Genomic DNA, 20,866 nt, shown 5'->3' on the forward strand with positions numbered 1-20,866 from the left:
GCGAGCTCCAATAATTAAGGGAACCCCATACGCCTGAGTCAGGACTGACTGGGAACCAGTCGACAGTATCGAATCTGGCCAAAACAGTACGCAAAAATAATAAGACGCACCACTAGTAATAATATTTACTTTCTAGCAGCAATGCAACAATTGATTCAAACTAAATATAAAATGATCCCTCTTTGCACTAAAGCTAAAGTCTCACAATAATGAGGCAACATAATGGCGCGTTGAAGCTTCGGGGATAGGCTGAGTATCGCCTCGTTCCAAAAATCACGTACGCCTCAAAGTAACTAGCGAGGTGAGTCGAAACTGCACCCGCCCCATCGAAACTACCTTTCGACATCCACTTCCAATTGCTGAGTTAAGTGAGAGCCAAAAGGTTAGTTCGTAAAGAATTAGGAGTAATCAGCGATAATCCGTAAGACAGGTTCCAACAACTTAGCTTCGTCCACTGACGTACCGGTTCTGAGATATGTAGGGATATTTTCCAAGAACTCTGCTTTTGAACACGGTAAATGCTCTAACAATGCATCTAACATATCTTGTCTTAGCAAGCGGCTGCTTTCTAATGTATCTGGATAAATTGCACGAATGTGACTATTATCAAATGCGATAAGTCGATCACGCAGGCTAATTACCTCAGTCTCAAAAGATTCATCCTGAACTCTCTCATAGCCATTCTCGATTTTCCTGAACTTGACCCCACCAGTTTCAACAATGTCTCCAACATTAGTTTTTGAAAAATTCATTGTTGACTGATTGTGAGACACTTCGAGGTGATCGTTATCAATGCTCTCATAACCCGATTCGGCAAGAATCTCAACTGATGCTTCCTCAACCTCCTGGGTTGGTTCAGAGGTTACAGGTGTTCTCAAAGACTCAAGATCAAGAAGAATAGGTTGAATTTGAGCCTGTGGGTTTTTAAACCAATCAGTGGACCAAATACGACGGATCTTCCATCCAAGTCCCTCGAGAATATCCTGTCTCAATCGATCTCTGTCACGAGCCGACTTTGCAGAATGATAAGTAGCACCATCACATTCAATACCCAATAAGAATCGACCTGGTTTACCGGGATCTTTCACAGCAATATCTAAGAAAAACCCTGCAACACCCAACTGAGGCTCACACTCATAGCCATGCTCCTCCAAAGCTTTAAGCACAGCAACTTCAAAATCACTGTCTGGTGACTTACCAGTATGGATGGAGTTATGAAGATGGCCGCTCTCAGCAAACTCCAAAAAGGCTTTCAATGCTTTAACACCTCTACTACTCCCGGAGCCGATAAGAACATCACCAGAAGTCATAGAAGAGTAAATATGCATGCGCTTTTTCGAGCGAGTGAATAGAACATTTAATCTCCGCCAACCAACATCTGAATTAATTGGGCCAAATCGTTGCATGGTCCTACCGCCGACTTGTTCAGGCCCATAGGTCATAGAGATATAGATAACATCTCTTTCATCGCCTTGAACATTCTCAAGATTCTTGATGAACAAGGGCTCTTCACTCAGCTTATTATCTTCATATGCTTTATACAAAGCTGGATTTTCTTTGGTTAGCTGATCTAATTGACGTTCAATTTCATCCCTTTGCTCAGAGTTCATAGCAACCAACCCTACCGATTCTTTGGGCTTACGCATCAGATGCTCAGCAACAGACCTGACGAGCTCAGTCGCCTCTTCAACATTTCGACGGTTAAAAAATCGACCGTTACCTACGAGTGAAAGCTTTATGCCGAAATCAGGAGAGACTTTAAATGGTGATGGAAACAAGACAAGATCAGAGTCATAAAAATGTTTGTTTGAGAATGCTATTAAAGACTCGTGTTTTGAGCGGTAATGCCATCTCAGTCTACGGGTATTAAACATAGGCATGACAGACTCTAAAATACTTTCTGAATCTTGAAGGCCAACGATTTCCTCTTCAGCATCCTCCGTGACCATTTTATTAAAGAAGTTAGTAGGAGGGAGTTGCTTAGGATCCCCCACAACAACAAGTCTCGAACCACGAGCTATAGCACCCAGCGCATCTTCTGGACGAATTTGTGAAGCCTCGTCCATCACCACAAGATCAAAGTTAAACCTACCTGGCTCTAGATATTGCGCTACAGACATAGGGCTCATCATGAAACATGGCTTTAAATCTTGAATAGCCCTACCAGCACGCTTAATAAGTGATCTAACAGCAATATGCTTGGACTTTTTAGTTGCTTCATGCTTAATAAGCGAGATTTCTGTGTATTCACCAACTTTACCTGAAGAGACACCAACAGGAGGTTTAACTCGCGATGCTTTATATGCAACCCTCTTGCGCTGTAGCGTTAAAAGCTTGTGATCATACTCTCTGAATCGTTCTTGTATTGCCGTCTGCTCTAGACCAGTGAAGTTGGCAAGATCAGGATGTTCATCGAAGATCTCCCTAGCTAACTGATGACTAGTAACCAAGCCGACAATATCTTGAAGATTCTGCGACCCCATGTCTGAAGATTCGATTACATTTATAAAGTTTTTGAAACCCTCACCATATAGTTTATTTTTTAAGCGAATATAGTCGAGCCAAGTGTTAAGCCAATTAGGGTTATCAAGCGCCAACTTATTACGAGCTACTATTGAAGTAATTCTAGTGCCTGCAGAAGCGAGCCAATGGTTTAAATTAACATTACCCAAATTTTTGAATGATACACATAACTTATTTACGTCACTCAATTCCACAGAGAGTTGATTGGATTGTTTACGAATATATTCATAACGACGTGCACTAGCATCTTTATCGATAGCCTGTTTAAGATGACTATTACTACATATTACTTTAGCAATGGCTAATATATTTCTAGCAACTGCTAGATTCAACTCGGAGAACTCACCTGCGGCAATGCTAAAAGTTCTATTGAACGGCTTAATAATCTTTAGTAATTCACTAGATTGCCATCCAAGAGATTTTTCTAATATATTTTCTATATCTTCGCCATGCTGCTTTAGGGCGTCAAGGAGCATATCTTTGGTCTTTACAACTTTTGAGAGTTTATCAAGTATCAGTGTTATCTCACGCGAAAGTTGGTTTAGCGAGCCAGCATCCCCAATAAGAGGCTTATCCTGACTTTTGCTTATAGAGTGGTAAGGGTAATGCTTATTTAACTCAGATACTGTCGTTAATATGTCGAGAGCTTTTTGTCTAAGATTTTTGTTAGCCTCATCTATCAAAGATAGTCCAAATTGCCTATCGATTTTTAGGAGCTGACTACCAAGTTCAACCCTTTCCCCAAAACCAATCCCATACTCCTGCCTTACATCTCTGTACCATTTACGTAGCACATCAATACGATCGATAGGCGTATCGAGACCATCAAACTGATTGCCAAGAACTGGATTCTCTTTATTAATACGAGCAATTTTCTCTTGCTCTTCAGTAAAAGTAATAATTTCAGGGAGCAAACCCAAAAAGGCTTTTTTATTAGGATTTGTCTTCAATGAAAGACCAAGCACAGCTTTTCTAGCAGCCCTCCAGTCTGATGAAAACCACTTAAATAATCCACCATTTTCCAACGTTGACTGATAGTCTTTTAGAACACCAGAGCTGCCGACCCTCTCAAAAGCAACCTCATCTTTTAATATGCTGAAGTAAGGTGCGATGAAGTCCAGCCTTTGCTTTAGCAATGGGATAAGGTTATCCAAATCTTGATTATCAAAGATATCGTCTCGGTACTTCCATAAGTCAGAAGGCAAACTCTCCAATAGTTTGACAAATATAATCAGCTCATCTAATCCTTTAGAGCTTAGATTAAATAGAAACTGTATTGGTAAAGGAGCGCTTGGTCGAATGCTTGAGAAAGTCGCCTCAAGCTCTAACGCATGCTGATTTGCCTTATCTAGTTTAGCGAGATCTTCAGCGAGCACGCTAATTGGCGCACTATTCTGGAGACCTGCCCTCTTTAAAAAGTCGACGACCTTATGTATTATTTCCGGAGTTGATTTTGAATAAATAGCGTCAATGTGGAAATTGGTTGAGAGCGCAATAATGTCTTTGTGCAAAATCTCATAAGTATTTAGCCAGCCATTTAAATAATCGTGCTTCTGATGAATAGATTCAAGAGTATCAAAAGTCTCGCCACCCAAAAGATCGGGTAATTTAGATGATGCATAAACGAAAGACTCCACCTCAATAAGGCGGCACAAATCAGGTTCATCAAGCCCAAAGTCTTGGAGAGTTTTGTACCAACTGATTTCTAGCTGACTTAGACTATTAGACCAACCCTGCAAACCTTTAATGAGAGTATTAAGATCATCTGAGGTCAAGGAGTCATTCTCAACACCGTACCAAAAGTGATTCCTAATTTCCCCGTCTTTGGCTTGCTCAGAAATTTGGTTATAAATACTTCCAAGCATATGAGCATAATCACTAAGTTCATTTTGTCGAACAGGCGTCAAGTTATTACCATTTAATCCATCAATTTTTAATGTGGATGGGTTAATACAGTACTGCTCCCTGAGTCTGGTTGTTTTCTGTAGAATTTCATGTATTGAAAGCCCTGTATTTTTCCAAATCCCATTAATCTTATTAACATAGTTGTTCAACTTGGATTTCAAGCTTTCATAACGATCAATATCTGCTTCTATCCCTTGTGGAGAGACAAACAGAGATTGTTTTGAAAGTCGTGAATTAAGATCACTTAGAATTTTTTGCTTATTGGTTTTATGGCTATGTAACTCTAGGCAAAAATCTCCAAGCCCGGCTTTATCTAGGCGGCTTTTAACAACATTCAAAGCAGCCATTTTCTCAGCAACAAAAAGTACTTTGTGTCCATTAGCTATAGATGCTGCTATTAGGTTTGTAATTGTCTGAGACTTACCTGAACCTGGTGGCCCTTCAATAACTAGGTTTTTGCCATTAACGATGTCAATTACTGCGCTGTGTTGAGAGCTGTCGGCATCATATATCAATGGATACTGATCATGAACGTTAGCTATATCATCAAGCTTATGTTCAGATTCATAGGTAAAACTGACGGCATCCCCGTTATCTACATTTGAAGCAAAAAACATTTGAATTAAAGGATGCTGCTCAATATTTGCATTTGCTGGCCAATTAGCGGGATCAAGATCCTCATACATGGCCTGTTTCGTAAAATTCAATAGCACCAATGAGGCCTGCCTACGTAGCTTCCATCGCGGCTGATGCTTTAGAATAGTGCGCTGAACCTGCTGAAAGTAAGATTCAGGTGATGTTTCCTCGTCTATAGGGGGGAGAATAAGATCGAAATCATTAGCCAGCTTCTCCCGAAGAGTGACGTTCGTGATTAAACCGTCATCCTTTAACTGCACAGTATAGCGATATGCGCCAGCCTTTTTATCTAAATCGGACCTTTCAAGCTGAACAGGTAAAGTAAACAAGGGAGACATCCTTGCCACATCGGAATCTCTAGACTCATACCACTCGAGAAAGCCTAAAGCCAAATAAAGAATATTCGCGCCACTCTCCTCTATGGCAACATCTGCTGCCCCCCGTATAGACCTAAGCCGAGCTTCGAGCTCAGGTGCATAAAAAAGGGTTTGAAGATTTGTGTCTAGGTGCTTAGCCTGCTTACTAGATGCTGTAATTTCAGGCAAATCATACGAGACAGTCAAACCTATATGCTTTGCCCATTGCTCTGCAGTCGGGTAGTCGCTGACAATACGCTGCCTAGTCTTTGTATCAATTTTTATGTAACTAGCATTAATTAATTCTTGCTCGGTTGGCTCGCTTACTGGAATTAATGTGAACTTGGCTCCACTTTCCAATACTGAATAAATTTGATCCGGCAACTCGTCAATAATTCTTATGCAACCGGACTTGGGGTGTTTAAAGTTAAGAAGGTTATTGCGGCCACTAAGGTCGAGTAGCCTTCTGCGGATAGCTGCTAGAGACGTAAAAGAGAAGTTTTCTGGAGTAGATAAATCTTGAGTTTGAGTTGAGCTTTCTTCAAACGACTCAAATGAGGATTCAAGTTTATCAGTCATCGTTAATGGTCCAAGTCTATATTATTTATGTATTGTTGTTACTAGCTACGGTCAACCACTCGCGCTAATTTTATTCAGTTTACAAGTAGATCTATTTATCTCCAATAGAATTTAAATTAGCATAAAAAATATTGGTTGAATCGCCACTAGTTTACTAGACGCCTTTGAGCCGTAATAATGGCAACCAAAGAAAGGCGACAAATGAGTGGTAAACGATATCCAGAAGAATTCAAACTAGCAGCAGTCCGTCAAATCACAGAAGGCGGATATACAGTCTCCGATGTGGCAAAGCGACTCGATGTGACTGTAGACAGCCTATATGCTTGGGTCAAGAAGTATGGCCCCAATGCTTTAGTAAATCAAACCAAGCATGCAGAGCAATCGGAGTTAATCCAGTTACGTAAAGAGCTTAAGCGCGTCACTGAAGAACGAGATCTCCTAAAAAAAGCCGCGGCATACTTCGCAAAGCAGTCCGAGTAAGATATGCCTTCATTAAAGATCATCAGGACTGTTGGCCAACAAGATGGCTGTGCCAAATGCTAGAGGTCCACCCTAGTGGCTTTTATGCCTGGTTAAAGCAGCCACATTCAACACGCGCTAAGAATGATCAACGCCAAACTGGGTTGATTAAGCAATGTTGGCTGGAGTCTGGTGGTGTGTATGGCTACCGTAAAGTGCATAGCGACATGCGTGCCTTAGGTGAACGAATTGGTATTAACCGTGTGTACCGCCTGATGTATAGGCATTGCTTGAAGGCACAGGTCGGCTACCGTAAACCAAGGCATTACGGTGGCAAGCCTTACCTGACCAGCCCCAACACGTTAAATAGGCAGTTCAATCCCGCTTACCCAGATCAGTCATGGGTGACGGATATTACTTATATCCGCACCCATGAAGGTTGGCTCTATCTGGCCGTTGTGATGGATTTGTTCTCCAGACGCATTGTGGGGTGGTCTATGCAATCACGTATCACCAAAGAGCTGGTGTTGGATGCGTTGCTGATGGCGGTGTGGCGCAGGAAACCTAAAAGCAAAGTATTGATACATTCTGATCAGGGAAGCCAATACACCAGTGAGGATTGGGATGTGTTTTTAAAAGCTCACAACTTGGAATCCAGTATGAGCCGACGAGGCAACTGCCATGATAATGCTGTGGCTGAAAGCTTCTTTCAACTACTAAAGCGGGAAAGGATTAAACGAAAAATATACAACCATCGTGATGATGCAAGGCAGGATATCTTTGACTACATTGAGTTGTTCTACAACTCAAAACGACGCCATAATTCCAATAACTTGTTATCTCCGATAGACTACGAAAATCAATACAAGAATACGGCTATAGAGTGTCTATAACACTAGTGGCGATTCAAAAAATCCGTTAATATTATTAACGGGCGGTACTGAGTCTGTTCTAGCTAGAACAGCCTTTCAAACATAATTACATGATTTTGTTTCCCAATAATTGTTCATGTATTTTCTCTAAAGTTTTCACCTCTTCTTTAGTTAAGCCTTTTTCTTTAGAGCCATCATGAGCATAACTATTTCTGTAAGTATTCAACAATGATAGCCATTTAGTCTTATCTGATTTACTGTTAAACCCATGACCAACATCGATTGAAAAAATATCTTCAAAATTTCTAAAGCTGTCACTTGATTCCTCAGGTAGTTTTGTCCAGAATTTTTCAATTATTGTTTTATAGTCAAGAATATGAAACATATCCGTCCATGGAATATCTCTTCTACCAAATCCTTCTTTATATCGTTTCTCTATGTCTGCATTTGCCCTATTCACACATTCGTTTTTAATAGAACCTATCTCAAGATCCCAATCATCCTTGAAAAGAATTTTTAAATTATGTATTACGTTCTTTTTAATATACTTTTCAACCTCTGTACCATATCTACGACCATCCTCTAGAAGGGCCATATCTTGCCTTTCTATCCAGTCCGCTAGGCCGTCTGGGAGAAAGTGGGGGTATTTCTGATGAACTAAAGATTGGAAGTATCTAAACCAATAAGTGTCAGCACCAGCGCCAAGCTTCCCTAATAACCTCTCTTCTTCTTCTTTTGGTAAATTCTGAATTTGAGACAGAAGAGCTTCAACATATTTGCTTATACACCTAAATCGTTCTTCAGGTTTTGTGAGTACGTTTACACTCTTATTATTTGATTCAAAAACATTTAAACTTCCTATTAATCTGATAAAAGCAAATGTTCCACGATTGGACATAATGAAATATCGGTCACGTGTAAAAATATCAGGGTATTTTTCTTCAACAAACTCGTAACACTTACTTAAAAACTTTACGATGCTATCTTGTGCATGCTGCATTGCACTATTATTGTCATGATTGTTGATATTGTATAAAGAGGCTTCCGACCCATTTATTTCGTAGTTATTACCTTTTGCCTTGGGTAGTAACCCAGAACCCATCAAAGCGTCACCAAATGGACTTGCAGAAAGTTTTGCTTTATCCTCCCCCAAGGAAATTTTATTATAAAGTGGCCCAGACATTGAAGTGCTGAGTTCATCAATAATGGATGACCTAAGTGCCTTTATTCTTGAATCGGCTCTGTCTGAATTCCAATATAAATCTTTTTCTAAAGTAATTCTTAATGTTGGACTAACAGCTTTTTGATTTTCATTAATATCCATAAAAATCTTAAGTTGTTCATTAGATTCCAAACCATAAAAAGCTACAACGGGAATGGTGTTACTTTCTTTAAAGTCTGACTGTGCATAGCCATAAACTCTATGCTGGCCATCAATAATATAGGCTATGGCGTATGCATTAGGTATTTTTAAAATGCCTAGACGTGACCGAGAGTCCTCACCTCTTTGAGATGCCTCGAATTGAAGTTGCTCATTATTGCTAAAATTCAAAATGATAGAATTGGGAAAATAACCACCGTCATCTATAAATTTAGATATCCCTTGTAACCTTTGTGGTACTAACAACCTTTGATAAGTGGGCATCTCTGCCTGATTGGCTCGGGTCCTATGCAAAATGAATCCAATTTTGAGCAACAGATGCGGCTCAATTGAAAACATATAATACTTTTTGTTACCCATGAAGCCTTCAATTGCTGGCACTTCTATTCTGTCTTTGTTAATTGACTTACCTTTGAATAGCAATGACATGAATTGATAATGAGCTGCTTTTTTATATGCTTTAATCAAGCTATTAACATACTCAAAAGTATTGTCATTATAAAAAAAAGAACCAGTTGATTTTAAACGCTGTATATCTACCCCATCCTCTTCTATTCTTAGATTTCGAGTAGCGAAAATGTATTTTACTTTTCTACTTCTGCCAAATAACTGCTCTAGGGTTTTTGAGAAACCCTGAAGTTTGACTTCTAGACTTTCAAATTCTGTTTTGAATGAGGAAGCTTTACTTAGTGTCTGGCTAGACTTACATTCAATAAGAAGTATTGAATCATCATTTACTGCAAATACATCTATTTGTTTTTTCTCTAATACGTCTTTTCCAAAATTTAATCTGAAGTCATTACCTGTATTAAGACAACGATAGCCTAAGTCATATAACTGACACCAAATATCATCTTCAAATTTTGTGCTATGACTTTTACGTATTCGCAGTTTAGTTTTTGTCTTAAGTTGGCCAATTTCTTCCCAGCCATCCTTAATCATTGCATCTGCAAGGTTATGATCTACATTTCGAATGTAGTAATCGCTTTTCTTTGACTTATAAAGTTTTCCGAGGGTGGAAGGGTCTTCAGTAAATTTAGTTTTAAGCTGTTCTATCTCAGCAGACTCTATAAAAGCCATATTATTATTTTTCCCTTCTTTAGCATTTACATGTTGAGCAAATGTCTAGCCACTATGATGCCCACCCAAATCTCATAATTACTTCGCTAGTAGTCTTTCTGTTACATGATTTCCCAGCAATCACGCTGCTTCGCTCGATCTTTTGGATTTTACATAGTCCTGAATATAGATCATGAATCGACTCATGGTCTGCATTGCTCATTGTTAGCATTGCGCCCCTGCCTAATGCAGAAATGATGGAATTTTTTAAACGAATCTGATCATCCCAACTAAATATTTTTTCATTGTATTCGATGAATCCATTTAAATTGTGATTTACTGTGTAAGGTGGGTCAATGAAGACAAAGTCACCATGACCAGCCATAGATATAGTTTTTTCGAAATCTTGATTTAATATTTTGCCTTGACCTAGTCTTGCAGCTACAGCTTTGAATTTATCATCATCTAGAAATGCATTATTTCTTGTGCCAATTGGCACGTTGAATTTACCCTGTTTATTAACCCTGTATAGGCCATTAAAGCAAGTGCGATTTAGATAAAGAAACCGAGCAGCTCTAGTCACATTGCTTTCAGGCTCCTCTGCTCTGATCTGATAATAATATTCTTTAGTATGCTTAGCTTGATGGACCTCTAATAACCCCTGAACTTCTTTATAGTCCTCTTTGATAGCGATATAACAGTTAATCAAATCTTTATTGGTGTCAGATATTATGAAGGGCTTATATGGCATTGAGAAAAACACTGCTGCACTACCCAAAAATGGCTCAATATAAGTGTTGTAATTGAGTGGTGCTATATGGTTTTCTTTTTTTATTAGCCATCTTTTACCTCCTGCCCACCTTAAAAAAGGTGCGAGTGATGTATTTTTTTCGTAATCTAATTGCATCTCAACTCAAGCTATTCATTATGATAAATACTACAAAAGAATCTAGATTAGAAATTAATCTTTTAAATTTAATTGATTTAGTAGTGTCGTATAAAGCGTCAACTCACCGCTAGCACCAGGTCTAAAGTTATCTATAGTAAAGTCTTCGTCCTCTAAATCACTTTTGCGCAGAATCTGTAAAAACTGCATCTTTGTTGGCACTTCACCGGGTCTTGCAAGATGCAAATATACTGGTCTCAGTAACTTAATCAAGCCCTTATATCCGTTAGTCTTATTGAGCATCAACCCCTCTCCTCTATGGTCCCAAGCAGTGGGCCATCTTTCTTTTACAGCTTCAAAGTAATGCCTAATAATATCTGCAATCTCAATATCTTTTTCTTCAATAAACATATTTCGGAAAATTAGTTTCTTTGATTCTAATGCGTCCGCTTTTACTGTGTAGGTTTAATAGTTTCTTATCTTTAAATGCGCTGAAGCTTATTGATACTTTAAATTTTCTTATAATTAAATACTATAGAATATCATTTAAACTAAATTTTGCTAATTGCATAGTCTAAAATCATTTTGAAAATATATAAACATGCTGATTTAATTGATTAGGCATGATGGTTCACTCTACTTTAGATTAAGACTAATAATCTTGCGGCTTACATAAGAAAAACGACCTAGAGATTTCTCCCTAAGTCGTCTTATTCTTGGTGGCCCCCCTGTGAGTCGAACACAGCACCAACGGATTATGAGTCCGCTGCTCTAACCAAGCATGAGCTAGGGGGCCTAAACTTTTGAAGTCGTTATTTTAAACTAATCTTGTCCAGTTTCTAAGAAGCTTCTTAATCTTTCTGAACGAGTTGGATGGCGCAATTTGCGCAGCGCCTTCGCTTCAATTTGTCTAATACGCTCACGCGTTACATCAAATTGCTTACCTACTTCTTCCAAGGTATGGTCTGTGTTCATTTCGATACCAAAACGCATACGCAATACTTTAGCTTCACGTGGTGTGAGTGACTCCAGCACTTCAGAAGTTGCATCACGCAAGCTTGCATAAACCGCAGCATCCACTGGGGCTAAGGTTGTGCTGTCTTCAATAAAGTCGCCTAAATGTGAATCTTCGTCATCACCGATTGGTGTTTCCATTGAAATTGGCTCTTTACTGATTTTCAAGATTTTGCGAATCTTGTCTTCAGGCATTTCCATTTTCTCCGCAAGCAATGCTGGATCTGGCTCAACACCAGTTTCTTGCAGAATTTGACGGCTAATACGATTCATCTTATTAATCGTTTCAATCATATGCACAGGGATACGGATGGTACGTGCCTGGTCAGCGATAGAACGTGTAATCGCTTGGCGAATCCACCATGTTGCATAGGTTGAGAATTTGAAACCACGACGGTATTCAAATTTATCTACCGCTTTCATCAAGCCGATATTACCTTCTTGAATCAAGTCTAAGAACTGTAAACCACGGTTTGTGTATTTTTTAGCAATAGAAATCACCAAACGCAAGTTAGCTTCAATCATTTCACGTTTAGCACGACGCGCACGCGCCTCGCCTGTGGTCATTTGCTTGTTAATTTCTTTCAGTTCTTTGGCTGAAATACCAACTTTGGCTTCTAAATCAATAATGCGTTGTTGCTGGTCCAAAATTGAGTGATTGAAACGCGCCAATTTTTCATTGTAAGGCTTGTCAGATTTAAGCTCTTCTTCCAACCAAGCTAAATTACTTTCATTGCCTGGGAATGATTTAATAAAGTATGGGCGTGGCATACCTGCTTTTTCTACGCAGAAGTCCAACACTTTACGCTCATGGCCACGCACTGTTTCAACTAAACCGCGCACTTGATCACATAGCGTTTCTACCTGTTTTGGTGAGAAACGGAATGCCGTCAACTCAACCAAAATTTCAGACAACAATGCTAAGTACTCAGGATCTTGCGAGCCTTTAACCGGCAAGATGACCGTCATTTTTTGGTGTGCTGCACGTACTACTTGGAAGCGTTTAAGCAGTTCTTCTTTCAGCTTAGCTAATGCTTCTGCAGAAATAGCTGCGGCTTTTGCGCCGTCTTCGTCGCCTTCGTCTTCATCTTCATCAACTTCTGGCTCTTCATCGTCTTGCGTATCCTCTGTCATTGCGTCATCCAGACCAATATCAGAATCAATCAAGCCGTCTACCAAGTCATCTACACTCAGTTCATCACGTTCAACTTTGTCCACCATTTCCAACAAAGCAGCAATCGTGGTTGGACAAGCGGCAATCGCCTGCACCATGTGTTTTAGGCCGTCTTCAATGCGGCGTGCAATTTCAATTTCGCTTTCGCGTGTGAGCAAGTCTACAGTACCCATTTCACGCATATACATACGCACTGGGTCAGTAGTACGACCAAACTCTGAGTCTACCGTGGCAAGCGCTTGTTCAGCTTCTTCCACCGCATCGTCATCAGTTACCGCTGGAGGTGCATCAGACATTAACAACGCTTCAGCATCAGGCGTTTCTTCGTACACCTGAATACCCATGTCGTTAATCATGCCGATGATGCCATCAATCTGCTCAGATCCTTGAACATCATCTGGCAAGTGATCGTTAATCTCTGCATAAGTGAGGTAGCCGCGCTCCTTACCTAATACGATTAAGCTTTTTAGACGAATGCGGCGCTCTTCAGCACTGACTTCTTGCAACTGTTCTGGACGAACGTAGTCTTCTGCATTTTTTTCAGCTTGTTGATCACTTTTCTTTGGTCTTGCCATGTCTTACCTCTAAAATTTTAGCTCAGCCATGATGCCTACATCACATATGGTGAATAAGATTACCGTAACCGTGCATTATAACAGAATATAGCCTTATTTTGGCTGGGGTTTATTGCCTACAGATTTCAATAATGCGATTTCATCCGCCGTTAAAGCGCTTAAAGGTTTTTCGCTAATTCGCGCTAACAGCGAGGCACCTTGTCGCTGCGTATGTACTGCTTGCAACTGCTGACGAGCACCTGCAACCTCTTGCGCCTGATCCAGCGTATCATCCAGCAACGTTAGTTCACGCTGCAACTCTTGCAGGACACCAACATCAACCCTTCTCTCCAACTCACGCAACAGCACCGCAGGTTTAGAATGGGGATGTAGCAGGCAGATTTCAATCACCTGCCGCAACAAAGCATCTACATCATCCCGCTCATCCAACAAAGCTAGATCATCCTGTTGCGCCAGCGCTGGATGCATCAGCAGCATCAAGCCAAAGCGCTTTTGCAATGACATCGTGGTGCGCGTCAATTTTGGCTTAGCCTTTACCGGCGCCTTATTCAGGTTAGGCAATTTTAACAACGCCTGCATTTCATCTTGCGACAGCTGCGCCAGCTCAGCCACTTTTTTGCGCAAATACATCGCACTACGTGGCGCATTGATTTGCTGCATGATAGGCTCGGCCTCGTTCAAAAATCGCACGCGATCTTCCTGACTTTGCAGAGGATTATCTTCACTCAAGTGCTGCAGTATGTACTGAGACAACGGCATGGCCGAATTAATTTCAGCTTCAAATTTTTCTTTACCAAATTCACGCACATATGAGTCTGGGTCATGCTCTTTAGGTAAAAACAGAAATGAAAGCTTCAAGCCATCCGTCAATGCTGGCAAGGCATTCATTGCTGCACGCCACGCTGCGGTGCGGCCGGCATTATCCCCATCAAAGCAAAATACAATTTCATCTGCTTGGCGCATTAATTTCGTAATATGGTAAGGCGTTGTCGCGGTACCAAGCGCTGCTACTGCATATTCAATGCCGTATTGCGCCAGTGCCACCACATCCATATAACCCTCAACCACTAGAGCACGGCCTGCATCGCGGATTGCCCTGCGCGCCAAAAACAAGCCATACAATTCATGACCCTTTTGAAACAACGGCGTTTCTGGCGAGTTGTAATATTTAGGGGTGTCTTCCGGGTTAATCACCCGACCACCAAAGCCAATCACCTGCCCTTTTTGATCATGAATCGGAAACATGATGCGATCACGAAAGCGGTCATAGCGCTTGCCCTGATCATTCTCCACCACCAAGCCGGCAACATTCAGCGCCTCATTCTCATAATGCGGGAAAACGCTCTGTAAATTTTGCCAGCCCGCAGGGGCGTAGCCTACCTGAAACTTGGCAGCCACTTGACCACTCAAGCCACGCGCCTTCAAATACTCAATGGCACGCGGGGATTTTTTTAGCTCAGCTTTATAAAAATTAGCCGCCTGCTGTAGCGCCTCCTGCAAACCCACCACCACCTTAGGCGCAGGCTTGTCGTTATCGCGCACCTCTTGCGGCACCGTCATACCGACCATTTTAGCTAGATCATGTATCGCATCAACAAAGCTAACCCCTTGATACTCCATAATAAAACCAATGGAAGTGCCATGCGCGCCGCAGCCAAAGCAATGATAGAACTGCTTGGTAGGACTTACGGTAAAACTAGGGGATTTTTCATTATGAAACGGGCAGCAGGCAGAATAATTGGCACCGGCTTTTTTGAGCGGTACGCTTTTATCAATCACATCGACAATATCAACGCGATTTAGCAACTCTTGAATAAAGCTCTCAGGTATCAAAGTGTCTGCTTTAGCTAAAAATAACTACGTGAATAGAATTTGCTAGCAATTCTAGCGAATTTCAAAACAAAAAAGGAGCATATCGCTCCTTATAATGTCTACTTGCATTTATCGCTACAGGTTAACCTAGACGAGTTTTAATCAATCCGGATATTTTACCCATATCAGCACGGCCAGCGACTAACGGCTTAATCTCTGCCATTACCTTGCCCATGTCTTTAATACCAGAAGCGCCTGTATCAACCACAACTTTTTCCAAGATGGCTTTAATCTCATCTTCAGTCAGCTGCTGCGGCAAATACGTTTGCAACACAGTAACTTCAAACTTTTCTACATCAGCTAAATCATGACGATTTGCTGACTCATACGCAGCAATAGAATCGCGACGCTGTTTGAGCATTTTTTCGATCACAGCAATCACATTGCTATCATCTAATTCAATACGCTCATCCACTTCACGCTGCTTAATAGCCGCTTGTAATAAACGTATTGCACCCAAACGCACGCTATCTTTAGCGCGCATCGCGGTTTTCATGTCCTCAGATATCTGAGCTTTTAACGACATGCTAATAACTCTACTTAGAGACTATTAGTACAATTTTGCTGGTAATGTTTGCTTCATCAAGCGACGATATTGACGCTTAACAGCAGCAGCAGCTTTACGCTTACGCTCCCATGTTGGCTTCTCGTAAAATTCGCGAGCGCGAAGATCATTCAACAAACCAGTTTTTTCAATTAGGCGCTTAAAGCGACGTAGAGCAACGTCAAACGGCTCATTTTCTTTTACGCGTACACTAGACATTTATTCTCTCTTATCTGCAACAATTTAATTAGGTGATGCTCAAGCTCGCCAAACAAAGGCTCATAAACTTGAGAAAAGTCCACCATTTTAATCGTATAATTACTTTTATTCAATTACTTTTATAGCTTTGTGTTATAAAAATGCACTTTATGACAAAAATGGAACAAAATAAATGTTAGTTTTAGGCGTTGAATCATCGTGTGACGAAACCGGCATCGCCTTATATGACACAGACCACGGCTTATTATCACATGCCTTACACTCACAAGTGGAAATGCATGCAGAGTATGGTGGTGTAGTGCCGGAACTTGCATCGCGCGACCATATTCGCCGCGTATTACCACTTACCGAACTTGCTTTAAAAGATGCCAATAAAACATTACAAGACATCGATGCGATTGCCTATACGCAAGGCCCTGGTCTTTCTGGTGCACTACTTGTAGGCACCAGCTTTGCCGAGTCATTAGCATTTAGCCTGCAAATTCCCACTATTAATGTCCATCACCTTGAAGGTCATTTATTAGCACCATTGCTAGAAGACAACCCACCAGCGTTTCCATTTGTTGCTTTATTAGTTTCTGGCGGCCATAGCCAGCTCATGCGTGTTGATGGCATCGGCCAGTACGAATTACTTGGTGACACTTTGGATGATGCTGCTGGCGAGGCATTTGATAAAACTGCCAAATTATTAGGGCTAGGCTACCCTGGCGGCCCTGCACTATCCAACTTAGCAAAAACAGGTAAACCGCGTTTTAAATTACCCCGTCCATTACTCAATAGCGGTGACTTGAACTTCAGTTTCAGCGGACTTAAAACCTCGGTATTAACATTAGTAAACCAACATCAACCACTGGATGATGAAACCAAAGCCGATATTGCTTATGAGTTTCAGGAAGCCGTGACGGAGGTACTCACCATCAAGTGCATGAGTGCACTACGTGAGACCGGGTTAGATAATCTCATTGTGTCTGGCGGCGTTGGCGCAAATGCAAAACTGCGCGAGAAACTCAACGCCGCTACCAAACGCAAGCTATGTAAAGTCAGTTATCCACGTTTAGAATTTTGCACAGACAACGGTGCCATGATCGCATTTGCAGGCGCAATGCGCCTGAAAGATATGCAAAGCAATACGGATAAAAATTACAGCTTTAGCGTGAAACCACGCTGGAACTTAAGCGAGCTACAAGCACCTTAACCATCATGCCTTGCAAGCAAGGCATGATGAAAGCACGCTTATTTCTTTTTACCGAAGCCTGACTCCGTACCAGCCAATAGTTTTTTGATATTGCTTCTATGGCGCCATATTAGGAATACGGACATCACCAATACCATCTGCACATAATCTGATACGCCAAGCGCATTATCTGCATTAGCCAGCAAGTACCATGCATACACTGGCGCCAACGCGGCAGCCACTAGTGCCGCAAGCGACGAGTAACGCGACACCGCAAACACCACAATCCAAGTTAGTACCGCCGCCAAAGCGAGTATAGGATCAATCGCCAGCATCACGCCTAGTGCAGTCGCCACCCCTTTACCACCTTTAAAACCATAGTAAATTGGGTATAAGTGACCAAAGAATACCGCCAAGCCTACAGCGCTTACTACCCACATAGTCATACCAGACTGCAAAGCCAGCCAGACAGGAAACCAGCCTTTAAACACATCGCCTAGCAAAGTGAGAATGGCGGCTGACTTTTTACCACTACGCGCAACGTTGGTGGCACCGATATTGCCACTCCCCACTGTGCGTGGGTCAGGCAAGCCAAACAACTTACTCACCAAAATACCAAAAGCAATAGATCCCAGCAGGTAAGCCGCAACTATCCACACAGCAGGCACCAAAGTAACAGGAATAAAACCTAACTCATTCATTTAAACACTCTCTCCAATTGTCATCCCGATGTAACCGGGAATCCATTTTTTATTAGCGCAACACCACAATAAATTGTGGTTTAATATTCAAGATATTACTGGATTACCGCCTTGGCGGGAACGACGACATACAAATAAGGCATTATGGACACCATTTTTTTAAGTGAAGTTAAAGTACAAACCAAGCTCGGCGTGCCCGAATGGGAGCGCATGACACAGCAAACCATTATCCTGGATATAGAAATCGGCTACGACCTCAGCAAGGCCTGCCAAAGCGACCATGTCAACGACACCATCGACTACGGCGCAGTGGTTAGCCGTGTACGTGAAACCCTGCAAGAAAATAGTTTCCAACTAGTAGAAAAACTTGCAGAACACCTATGCCAATTGATATTGAAAGAATTTAACGCATTGAACGTGAAGATTAAAGTAGCTAAGCCTACGATATTGCCAGGGTTGAAGGCTTTGGGGGTGGTGATTGAAAGAAAATTGAGTTAATTTAAATTGACAAGTTTATTTAAATACATGCCTGAGAAATATTTAAATGGCTTTTTAAAAAATGGTGAGTTGCTATTTCGCTCCTTATCGTACTTTCAAGATTATGAAGATACAGACCGAGGAGATATGTTTGAAGGTGCGAGGCTGTATAAGCCCACAACTGGTTTAGAGATTACTAAGTCTGAGACAGGTGAAAAAATTTTGTTACCAGAAGCTACTTTTAAATCACATATAAGTACCGATGATATTTTCATATTTTGTACCAGCAATAAACTCAGCAATGAATTGGCGACTAATTTCAAAAGCAATGTATGTGTTGAGATAACCAACATTGCGAAATTTATATCAGGCATTCGAGGAGCTTTATCGATACGGCCAAGCATTAAAGACAAACAACTTATTTTTGGTGAGATTAACTACTATTCAATCAATAATCCTCCAATTATTGATTGGGCACTGCCAGAAAAAATTGCTCTATCGAAACTTGATTGCTATCGAAATCAAAGTGAATACAGATTTGCTTTTGCAATTAATAATGCTTGGCATATGAGCAATACAAAACAAGCTATTGATTTCGGTGGTAATCGAGTTAATAAAATCAGGGATAAATACCCTGAAAAAAAGTTAAAAATTGGAAATATATCAAAATTCTGCAAAATTCATAGGTTCGACATTACGTAACCGACTCATCCCCTTGTGCCACGTCGAGCAACACAGACATAAAGGGAGTTTTCAGTAATCGGCTGTTTGAGCGTAGCGAGTTTCCGATTGCTGCCCTTTATGTTGAGTAGCGCAGGGAAGGCGTAGCCCGTGGTGTGGGGTGCCGTTTTCTTTGGTTACTTTTTTTTCAGGCAGTTAAAAGAAAGTAACTAGCTGTCGGGCTACCCCCGACATATCTCAAACCCCACCTCTTTACCCTCACCCCAACCCTCTCCCTTAAATGGAGAGGGAGCATCCATCGGAAAGGGAGAAAACGTCAGCCCCGCGGATGATGCACACTATGCAACCGCTTCAATCGCTCCCGTGCCACATAGGTATAAATTTGCGTCGTTGAAATGTCAGAATGCCCAAGCAACATCTGCACCACCCTTAAATCCGCTCCATGATTGAGCAAATGCGTAGCAAACGCATGACGCAACACGTGCGGTGACATATGTTTAGTGATGCCAGCCAGCAAGGCATAACGCTTAATCATGTACCAAAACGTTTGACGCGTCATGGCATCGCCACGGTTTGTTACAAACACCGCATCACACAAACGATTTTGCAAAATATGCGGTCGCGCTGCTTTTAAATAGCGAGAAATCCACTCTACCGCATTTTCACCCATCGGCACCAAACGCGTTTTACTACCTTTACCTGTCACACGAACTACGCTGTCGCTCATGCTAATTTCGCTTATTTTAATCGAAACCAACTCTGAAACACGCAACCCACTGGCATACAACAACTCAAGCATCGCTTTATCGCGCAAGCCTAGTGCATCATCAACATTCGGCGCATTAAGTAGCGCCTCCACCTCTTCCTCATTTAGGCTCTTAGGCAAACTACGCGGTAGCTTTGGGGACTCAATCTGGAGGGTGGGATCTATCGCGATTTGGTTCTCACGCAAGCTATAACGATAAAATCGCCTAAGCGTAGCGATTAGGCGACCGATACTACGCGGCTTGCTGAGCGGAAACTTAACCGCCAAATATTGCTGAACATCCGCTTTGTCAACACTGAGCAACTGCCGACTTTGTGACGATGCCCAGATAGCAAAGGCGGTTAAATCTAACCGATAACTCTCTAATGTATTTTTAGATAAACCATCTTCTAGCCATATGGCATCGATAAACGCATCAATACTTGCCGCATCTTCTGGTGCAACCGTACGCTCACTCATGCCTACCTCCGCCAGACATGGATGACTCATGCTGCAACAACCATTGCTTAATAAGCAGCCCATTGTGTGTACCTTGCATAAAGCCGCCCAAGCCGCTTTTAGCCACCACGCGATGGCATGGTATCAACAATGGCAAACGATTGGCTCCACAAGCATTGGCGACCGCACGTGGGCCAGAGCCAATTTGCTGCGCTAACTCACTATAAGTGCGAGTTTGCCCACATGGAATAGCAGCAATTGCCTGCCACACCTTTTTTTGAAAAGCAGTGCCGTCTTGCTGTGTCGCTAAGTCAAAAGTCGAACTGGCGTGCTGTAAATATTGCAGAACCTGCTGAGAGACGAGGATAAGTAGCGGATGAGTGGACGCAGCCTCTAGCGTTACCTCAGCATGCGATGGCAACACCTTAACATCGGCTGGCAGCGCTAACAGTTCAATCATTAGCTGATGATCATGTATAGCAATACGTACCCGACCAAAAGGCGCTTTAATAAAGGTATCATTACATACGGTTTGGAGCTTAATATTCATCTTGCCATAGTAAACCAAAGCAAAG

General features: G+C 41.6%; 15 protein-coding genes and 1 tRNA gene. 4 read left to right on the forward strand and 12 right to left on the reverse strand.

All coding sequences use genetic code 11. The features are described 5' to 3' along the window. Positions 1-398: 398 nt before the first annotated feature. Complete coding sequence (gene hhe / locus C3Y98_RS11255; RefSeq protein ID WP_135278694.1) at positions 399-5,999, reverse strand: DUF4011 domain-containing anti-phage protein Hhe; 5,601 nt, start codon at positions 5,997-5,999, stop codon at positions 399-401. Positions 6,000-6,200: 201 nt separating this feature from the next. Here hhe and C3Y98_RS11260 point away from each other — a divergent pair. Further along, positions 6,201-7,351, forward strand: a protein-coding gene (locus C3Y98_RS11260; protein ID WP_425339472.1) for an IS3 family transposase whose coding sequence is annotated in 2 segments (ribosomal slippage) — positions 6,201-6,438 and positions 6,438-7,351 — 1,152 coding nt in all. Because the reading frame shifts where the segments join, the coding sequence is not laid out codon by codon here. Positions 7,352-7,436: 85 nt separating this feature from the next. On the opposite strand, the gene C3Y98_RS11265 is transcribed toward C3Y98_RS11260, so the two are convergent. From C3Y98_RS11265 to rpsU, 8 genes are all read right to left on the reverse strand, one after another. Next, complete coding sequence (locus C3Y98_RS11265; RefSeq protein ID WP_135278696.1) at positions 7,437-9,791, reverse strand: DGQHR domain-containing protein; 2,355 nt, start codon at positions 9,789-9,791, stop codon at positions 7,437-7,439. Between the two features lie 52 nt (positions 9,792-9,843). Next, positions 9,844-10,677, reverse strand: a complete 834-nt coding sequence (locus C3Y98_RS11270; protein WP_135278697.1) for a DNA adenine methylase — start codon at positions 10,675-10,677, stop codon at positions 9,844-9,846. Between the two features lie 54 nt (positions 10,678-10,731). Beyond that, positions 10,732-11,067, reverse strand: coding sequence for a hypothetical protein (locus C3Y98_RS11275; protein WP_135278698.1), 336 nt, complete (start codon positions 11,065-11,067; stop codon positions 10,732-10,734). A 306-nt stretch (positions 11,068-11,373) separates the two neighbouring features. Beyond that, positions 11,374-11,452, reverse strand: a tRNA-Ile gene (locus C3Y98_RS11280). Positions 11,453-11,478: 26 nt separating this feature from the next. Further along, on the reverse strand, positions 11,479-13,419 hold the full coding sequence (rpoD, locus tag C3Y98_RS11285; protein ID WP_135278699.1) for an RNA polymerase sigma factor RpoD: 1,941 nt from the start codon (positions 13,417-13,419) through the stop codon (positions 11,479-11,481). Positions 13,420-13,512: 93 nt separating this feature from the next. Further along, positions 13,513-15,252 carry a DNA primase gene (gene dnaG, locus C3Y98_RS11290; protein WP_135278700.1) on the reverse strand — a complete coding sequence of 580 codons (1,740 nt, stop codon included), beginning with the start codon at positions 15,250-15,252 and terminating at the stop codon, positions 13,513-13,515. 121 nt (positions 15,253-15,373) lie between these two features. Continuing rightward, positions 15,374-15,817 (reverse strand): GatB/YqeY domain-containing protein, encoded by a 444-nt coding sequence (locus C3Y98_RS11295; protein WP_135278701.1) that lies wholly within the window; start codon positions 15,815-15,817, stop codon positions 15,374-15,376. A gap of 24 nt (positions 15,818-15,841) precedes the next feature. After that, positions 15,842-16,054, reverse strand: coding sequence for a 30S ribosomal protein S21 (rpsU, locus tag C3Y98_RS11300; protein ID WP_015833002.1), 213 nt, complete (start codon positions 16,052-16,054; stop codon positions 15,842-15,844). A 172-nt stretch (positions 16,055-16,226) separates the two neighbouring features. Between rpsU and tsaD the strand changes: the two genes are divergently transcribed. Continuing rightward, positions 16,227-17,249: a tRNA (adenosine(37)-N6)-threonylcarbamoyltransferase complex transferase subunit TsaD gene (gene tsaD / locus C3Y98_RS11305; protein ID WP_135278702.1), complete on the forward strand. Its 1,023-nt coding sequence runs from the start codon at positions 16,227-16,229 to the stop codon at positions 17,247-17,249. A 38-nt stretch (positions 17,250-17,287) separates the two neighbouring features. On the opposite strand, the gene plsY is transcribed toward tsaD, so the two are convergent. Next, complete coding sequence (gene plsY, locus C3Y98_RS11310) at positions 17,288-17,929, reverse strand: glycerol-3-phosphate 1-O-acyltransferase PlsY (RefSeq protein WP_135278703.1); 642 nt, start codon at positions 17,927-17,929, stop codon at positions 17,288-17,290. Between the two features lie 144 nt (positions 17,930-18,073). Here plsY and folB point away from each other — a divergent pair, with 144 nt between their 5' ends. Both folB and C3Y98_RS11320 read left to right on the forward strand, forming a co-directional pair. Next, positions 18,074-18,427, forward strand: a complete 354-nt coding sequence (gene folB / locus C3Y98_RS11315; protein ID WP_135278704.1) for a dihydroneopterin aldolase — start codon at positions 18,074-18,076, stop codon at positions 18,425-18,427. A gap of 27 nt (positions 18,428-18,454) precedes the next feature. Next, entirely contained in the window at positions 18,455-19,108 is a 654-nt protein-coding gene (locus tag C3Y98_RS11320; protein ID WP_135278705.1) for a hypothetical protein, read from the forward strand. A gap of 295 nt (positions 19,109-19,403) precedes the next feature. On the opposite strand, the gene xerD is transcribed toward C3Y98_RS11320, so the two are convergent. Both xerD and C3Y98_RS11330 read right to left on the reverse strand, forming a co-directional pair. Continuing rightward, positions 19,404-20,312 carry a site-specific tyrosine recombinase XerD gene (xerD, locus tag C3Y98_RS11325; RefSeq protein ID WP_135278821.1) on the reverse strand — a complete coding sequence of 303 codons (909 nt, stop codon included), beginning with the start codon at positions 20,310-20,312 and terminating at the stop codon, positions 19,404-19,406. Further along, complete coding sequence (locus C3Y98_RS11330; protein WP_135278706.1) at positions 20,305-20,841, reverse strand: methylated-DNA--[protein]-cysteine S-methyltransferase; 537 nt, start codon at positions 20,839-20,841, stop codon at positions 20,305-20,307. The genes xerD and C3Y98_RS11330 overlap by 8 nt, the downstream gene beginning before the upstream one ends. Positions 20,842-20,866 lie beyond the last annotated feature (25 nt).

Origin of the sequence: Methylotenera oryzisoli, assembly GCF_004661485.1 — a bacterium.
Classification (GTDB): domain Bacteria; phylum Pseudomonadota; class Gammaproteobacteria; order Burkholderiales; family Methylophilaceae; genus Methylotenera; species Methylotenera oryzisoli.

Excerpts from the sequence above, each read along its gene's own strand:
- C3Y98_RS11320 (WP_135278705.1), top strand. The coding sequence starts at position 18,455 with ATGCCTGAGAAATATTTAAATGGCTTTTTAAAAAATGGTGAGTTGCTA.
- xerD (WP_135278821.1), bottom strand. The coding sequence starts at position 20,312 with ATGAGTGAGCGTACGGTTGCACCAGAAGATGCGGCAAGTATTGATGCG.
- plsY (WP_135278703.1), bottom strand. The coding sequence starts at position 17,929 with ATGAATGAGTTAGGTTTTATTCCTGTTACTTTGGTGCCTGCTGTGTGG.
- C3Y98_RS11270 (WP_135278697.1), bottom strand. The coding sequence starts at position 10,677 with ATGCAATTAGATTACGAAAAAAATACATCACTCGCACCTTTTTTAAGG.
- tsaD (WP_135278702.1), top strand. The coding sequence starts at position 16,227 with ATGTTAGTTTTAGGCGTTGAATCATCGTGTGACGAAACCGGCATCGCC.
- rpsU (WP_015833002.1), bottom strand. The coding sequence starts at position 16,054 with ATGTCTAGTGTACGCGTAAAAGAAAATGAGCCGTTTGACGTTGCTCTA.
- C3Y98_RS11275 (WP_135278698.1), bottom strand. The coding sequence starts at position 11,067 with ATGTTTATTGAAGAAAAAGATATTGAGATTGCAGATATTATTAGGCAT.
- rpoD (WP_135278699.1), bottom strand. The coding sequence starts at position 13,419 with ATGGCAAGACCAAAGAAAAGTGATCAACAAGCTGAAAAAAATGCAGAA.
- hhe (WP_135278694.1), bottom strand. The coding sequence starts at position 5,999 with ATGACTGATAAACTTGAATCCTCATTTGAGTCGTTTGAAGAAAGCTCA.
- C3Y98_RS11330 (WP_135278706.1), bottom strand. The coding sequence starts at position 20,841 with ATGAATATTAAGCTCCAAACCGTATGTAATGATACCTTTATTAAAGCG.
- C3Y98_RS11295 (WP_135278701.1), bottom strand. The coding sequence starts at position 15,817 with ATGTCGTTAAAAGCTCAGATATCTGAGGACATGAAAACCGCGATGCGC.
- C3Y98_RS11265 (WP_135278696.1), bottom strand. The coding sequence starts at position 9,791 with ATGGCTTTTATAGAGTCTGCTGAGATAGAACAGCTTAAAACTAAATTT.
- folB (WP_135278704.1), top strand. The coding sequence starts at position 18,074 with ATGGACACCATTTTTTTAAGTGAAGTTAAAGTACAAACCAAGCTCGGC.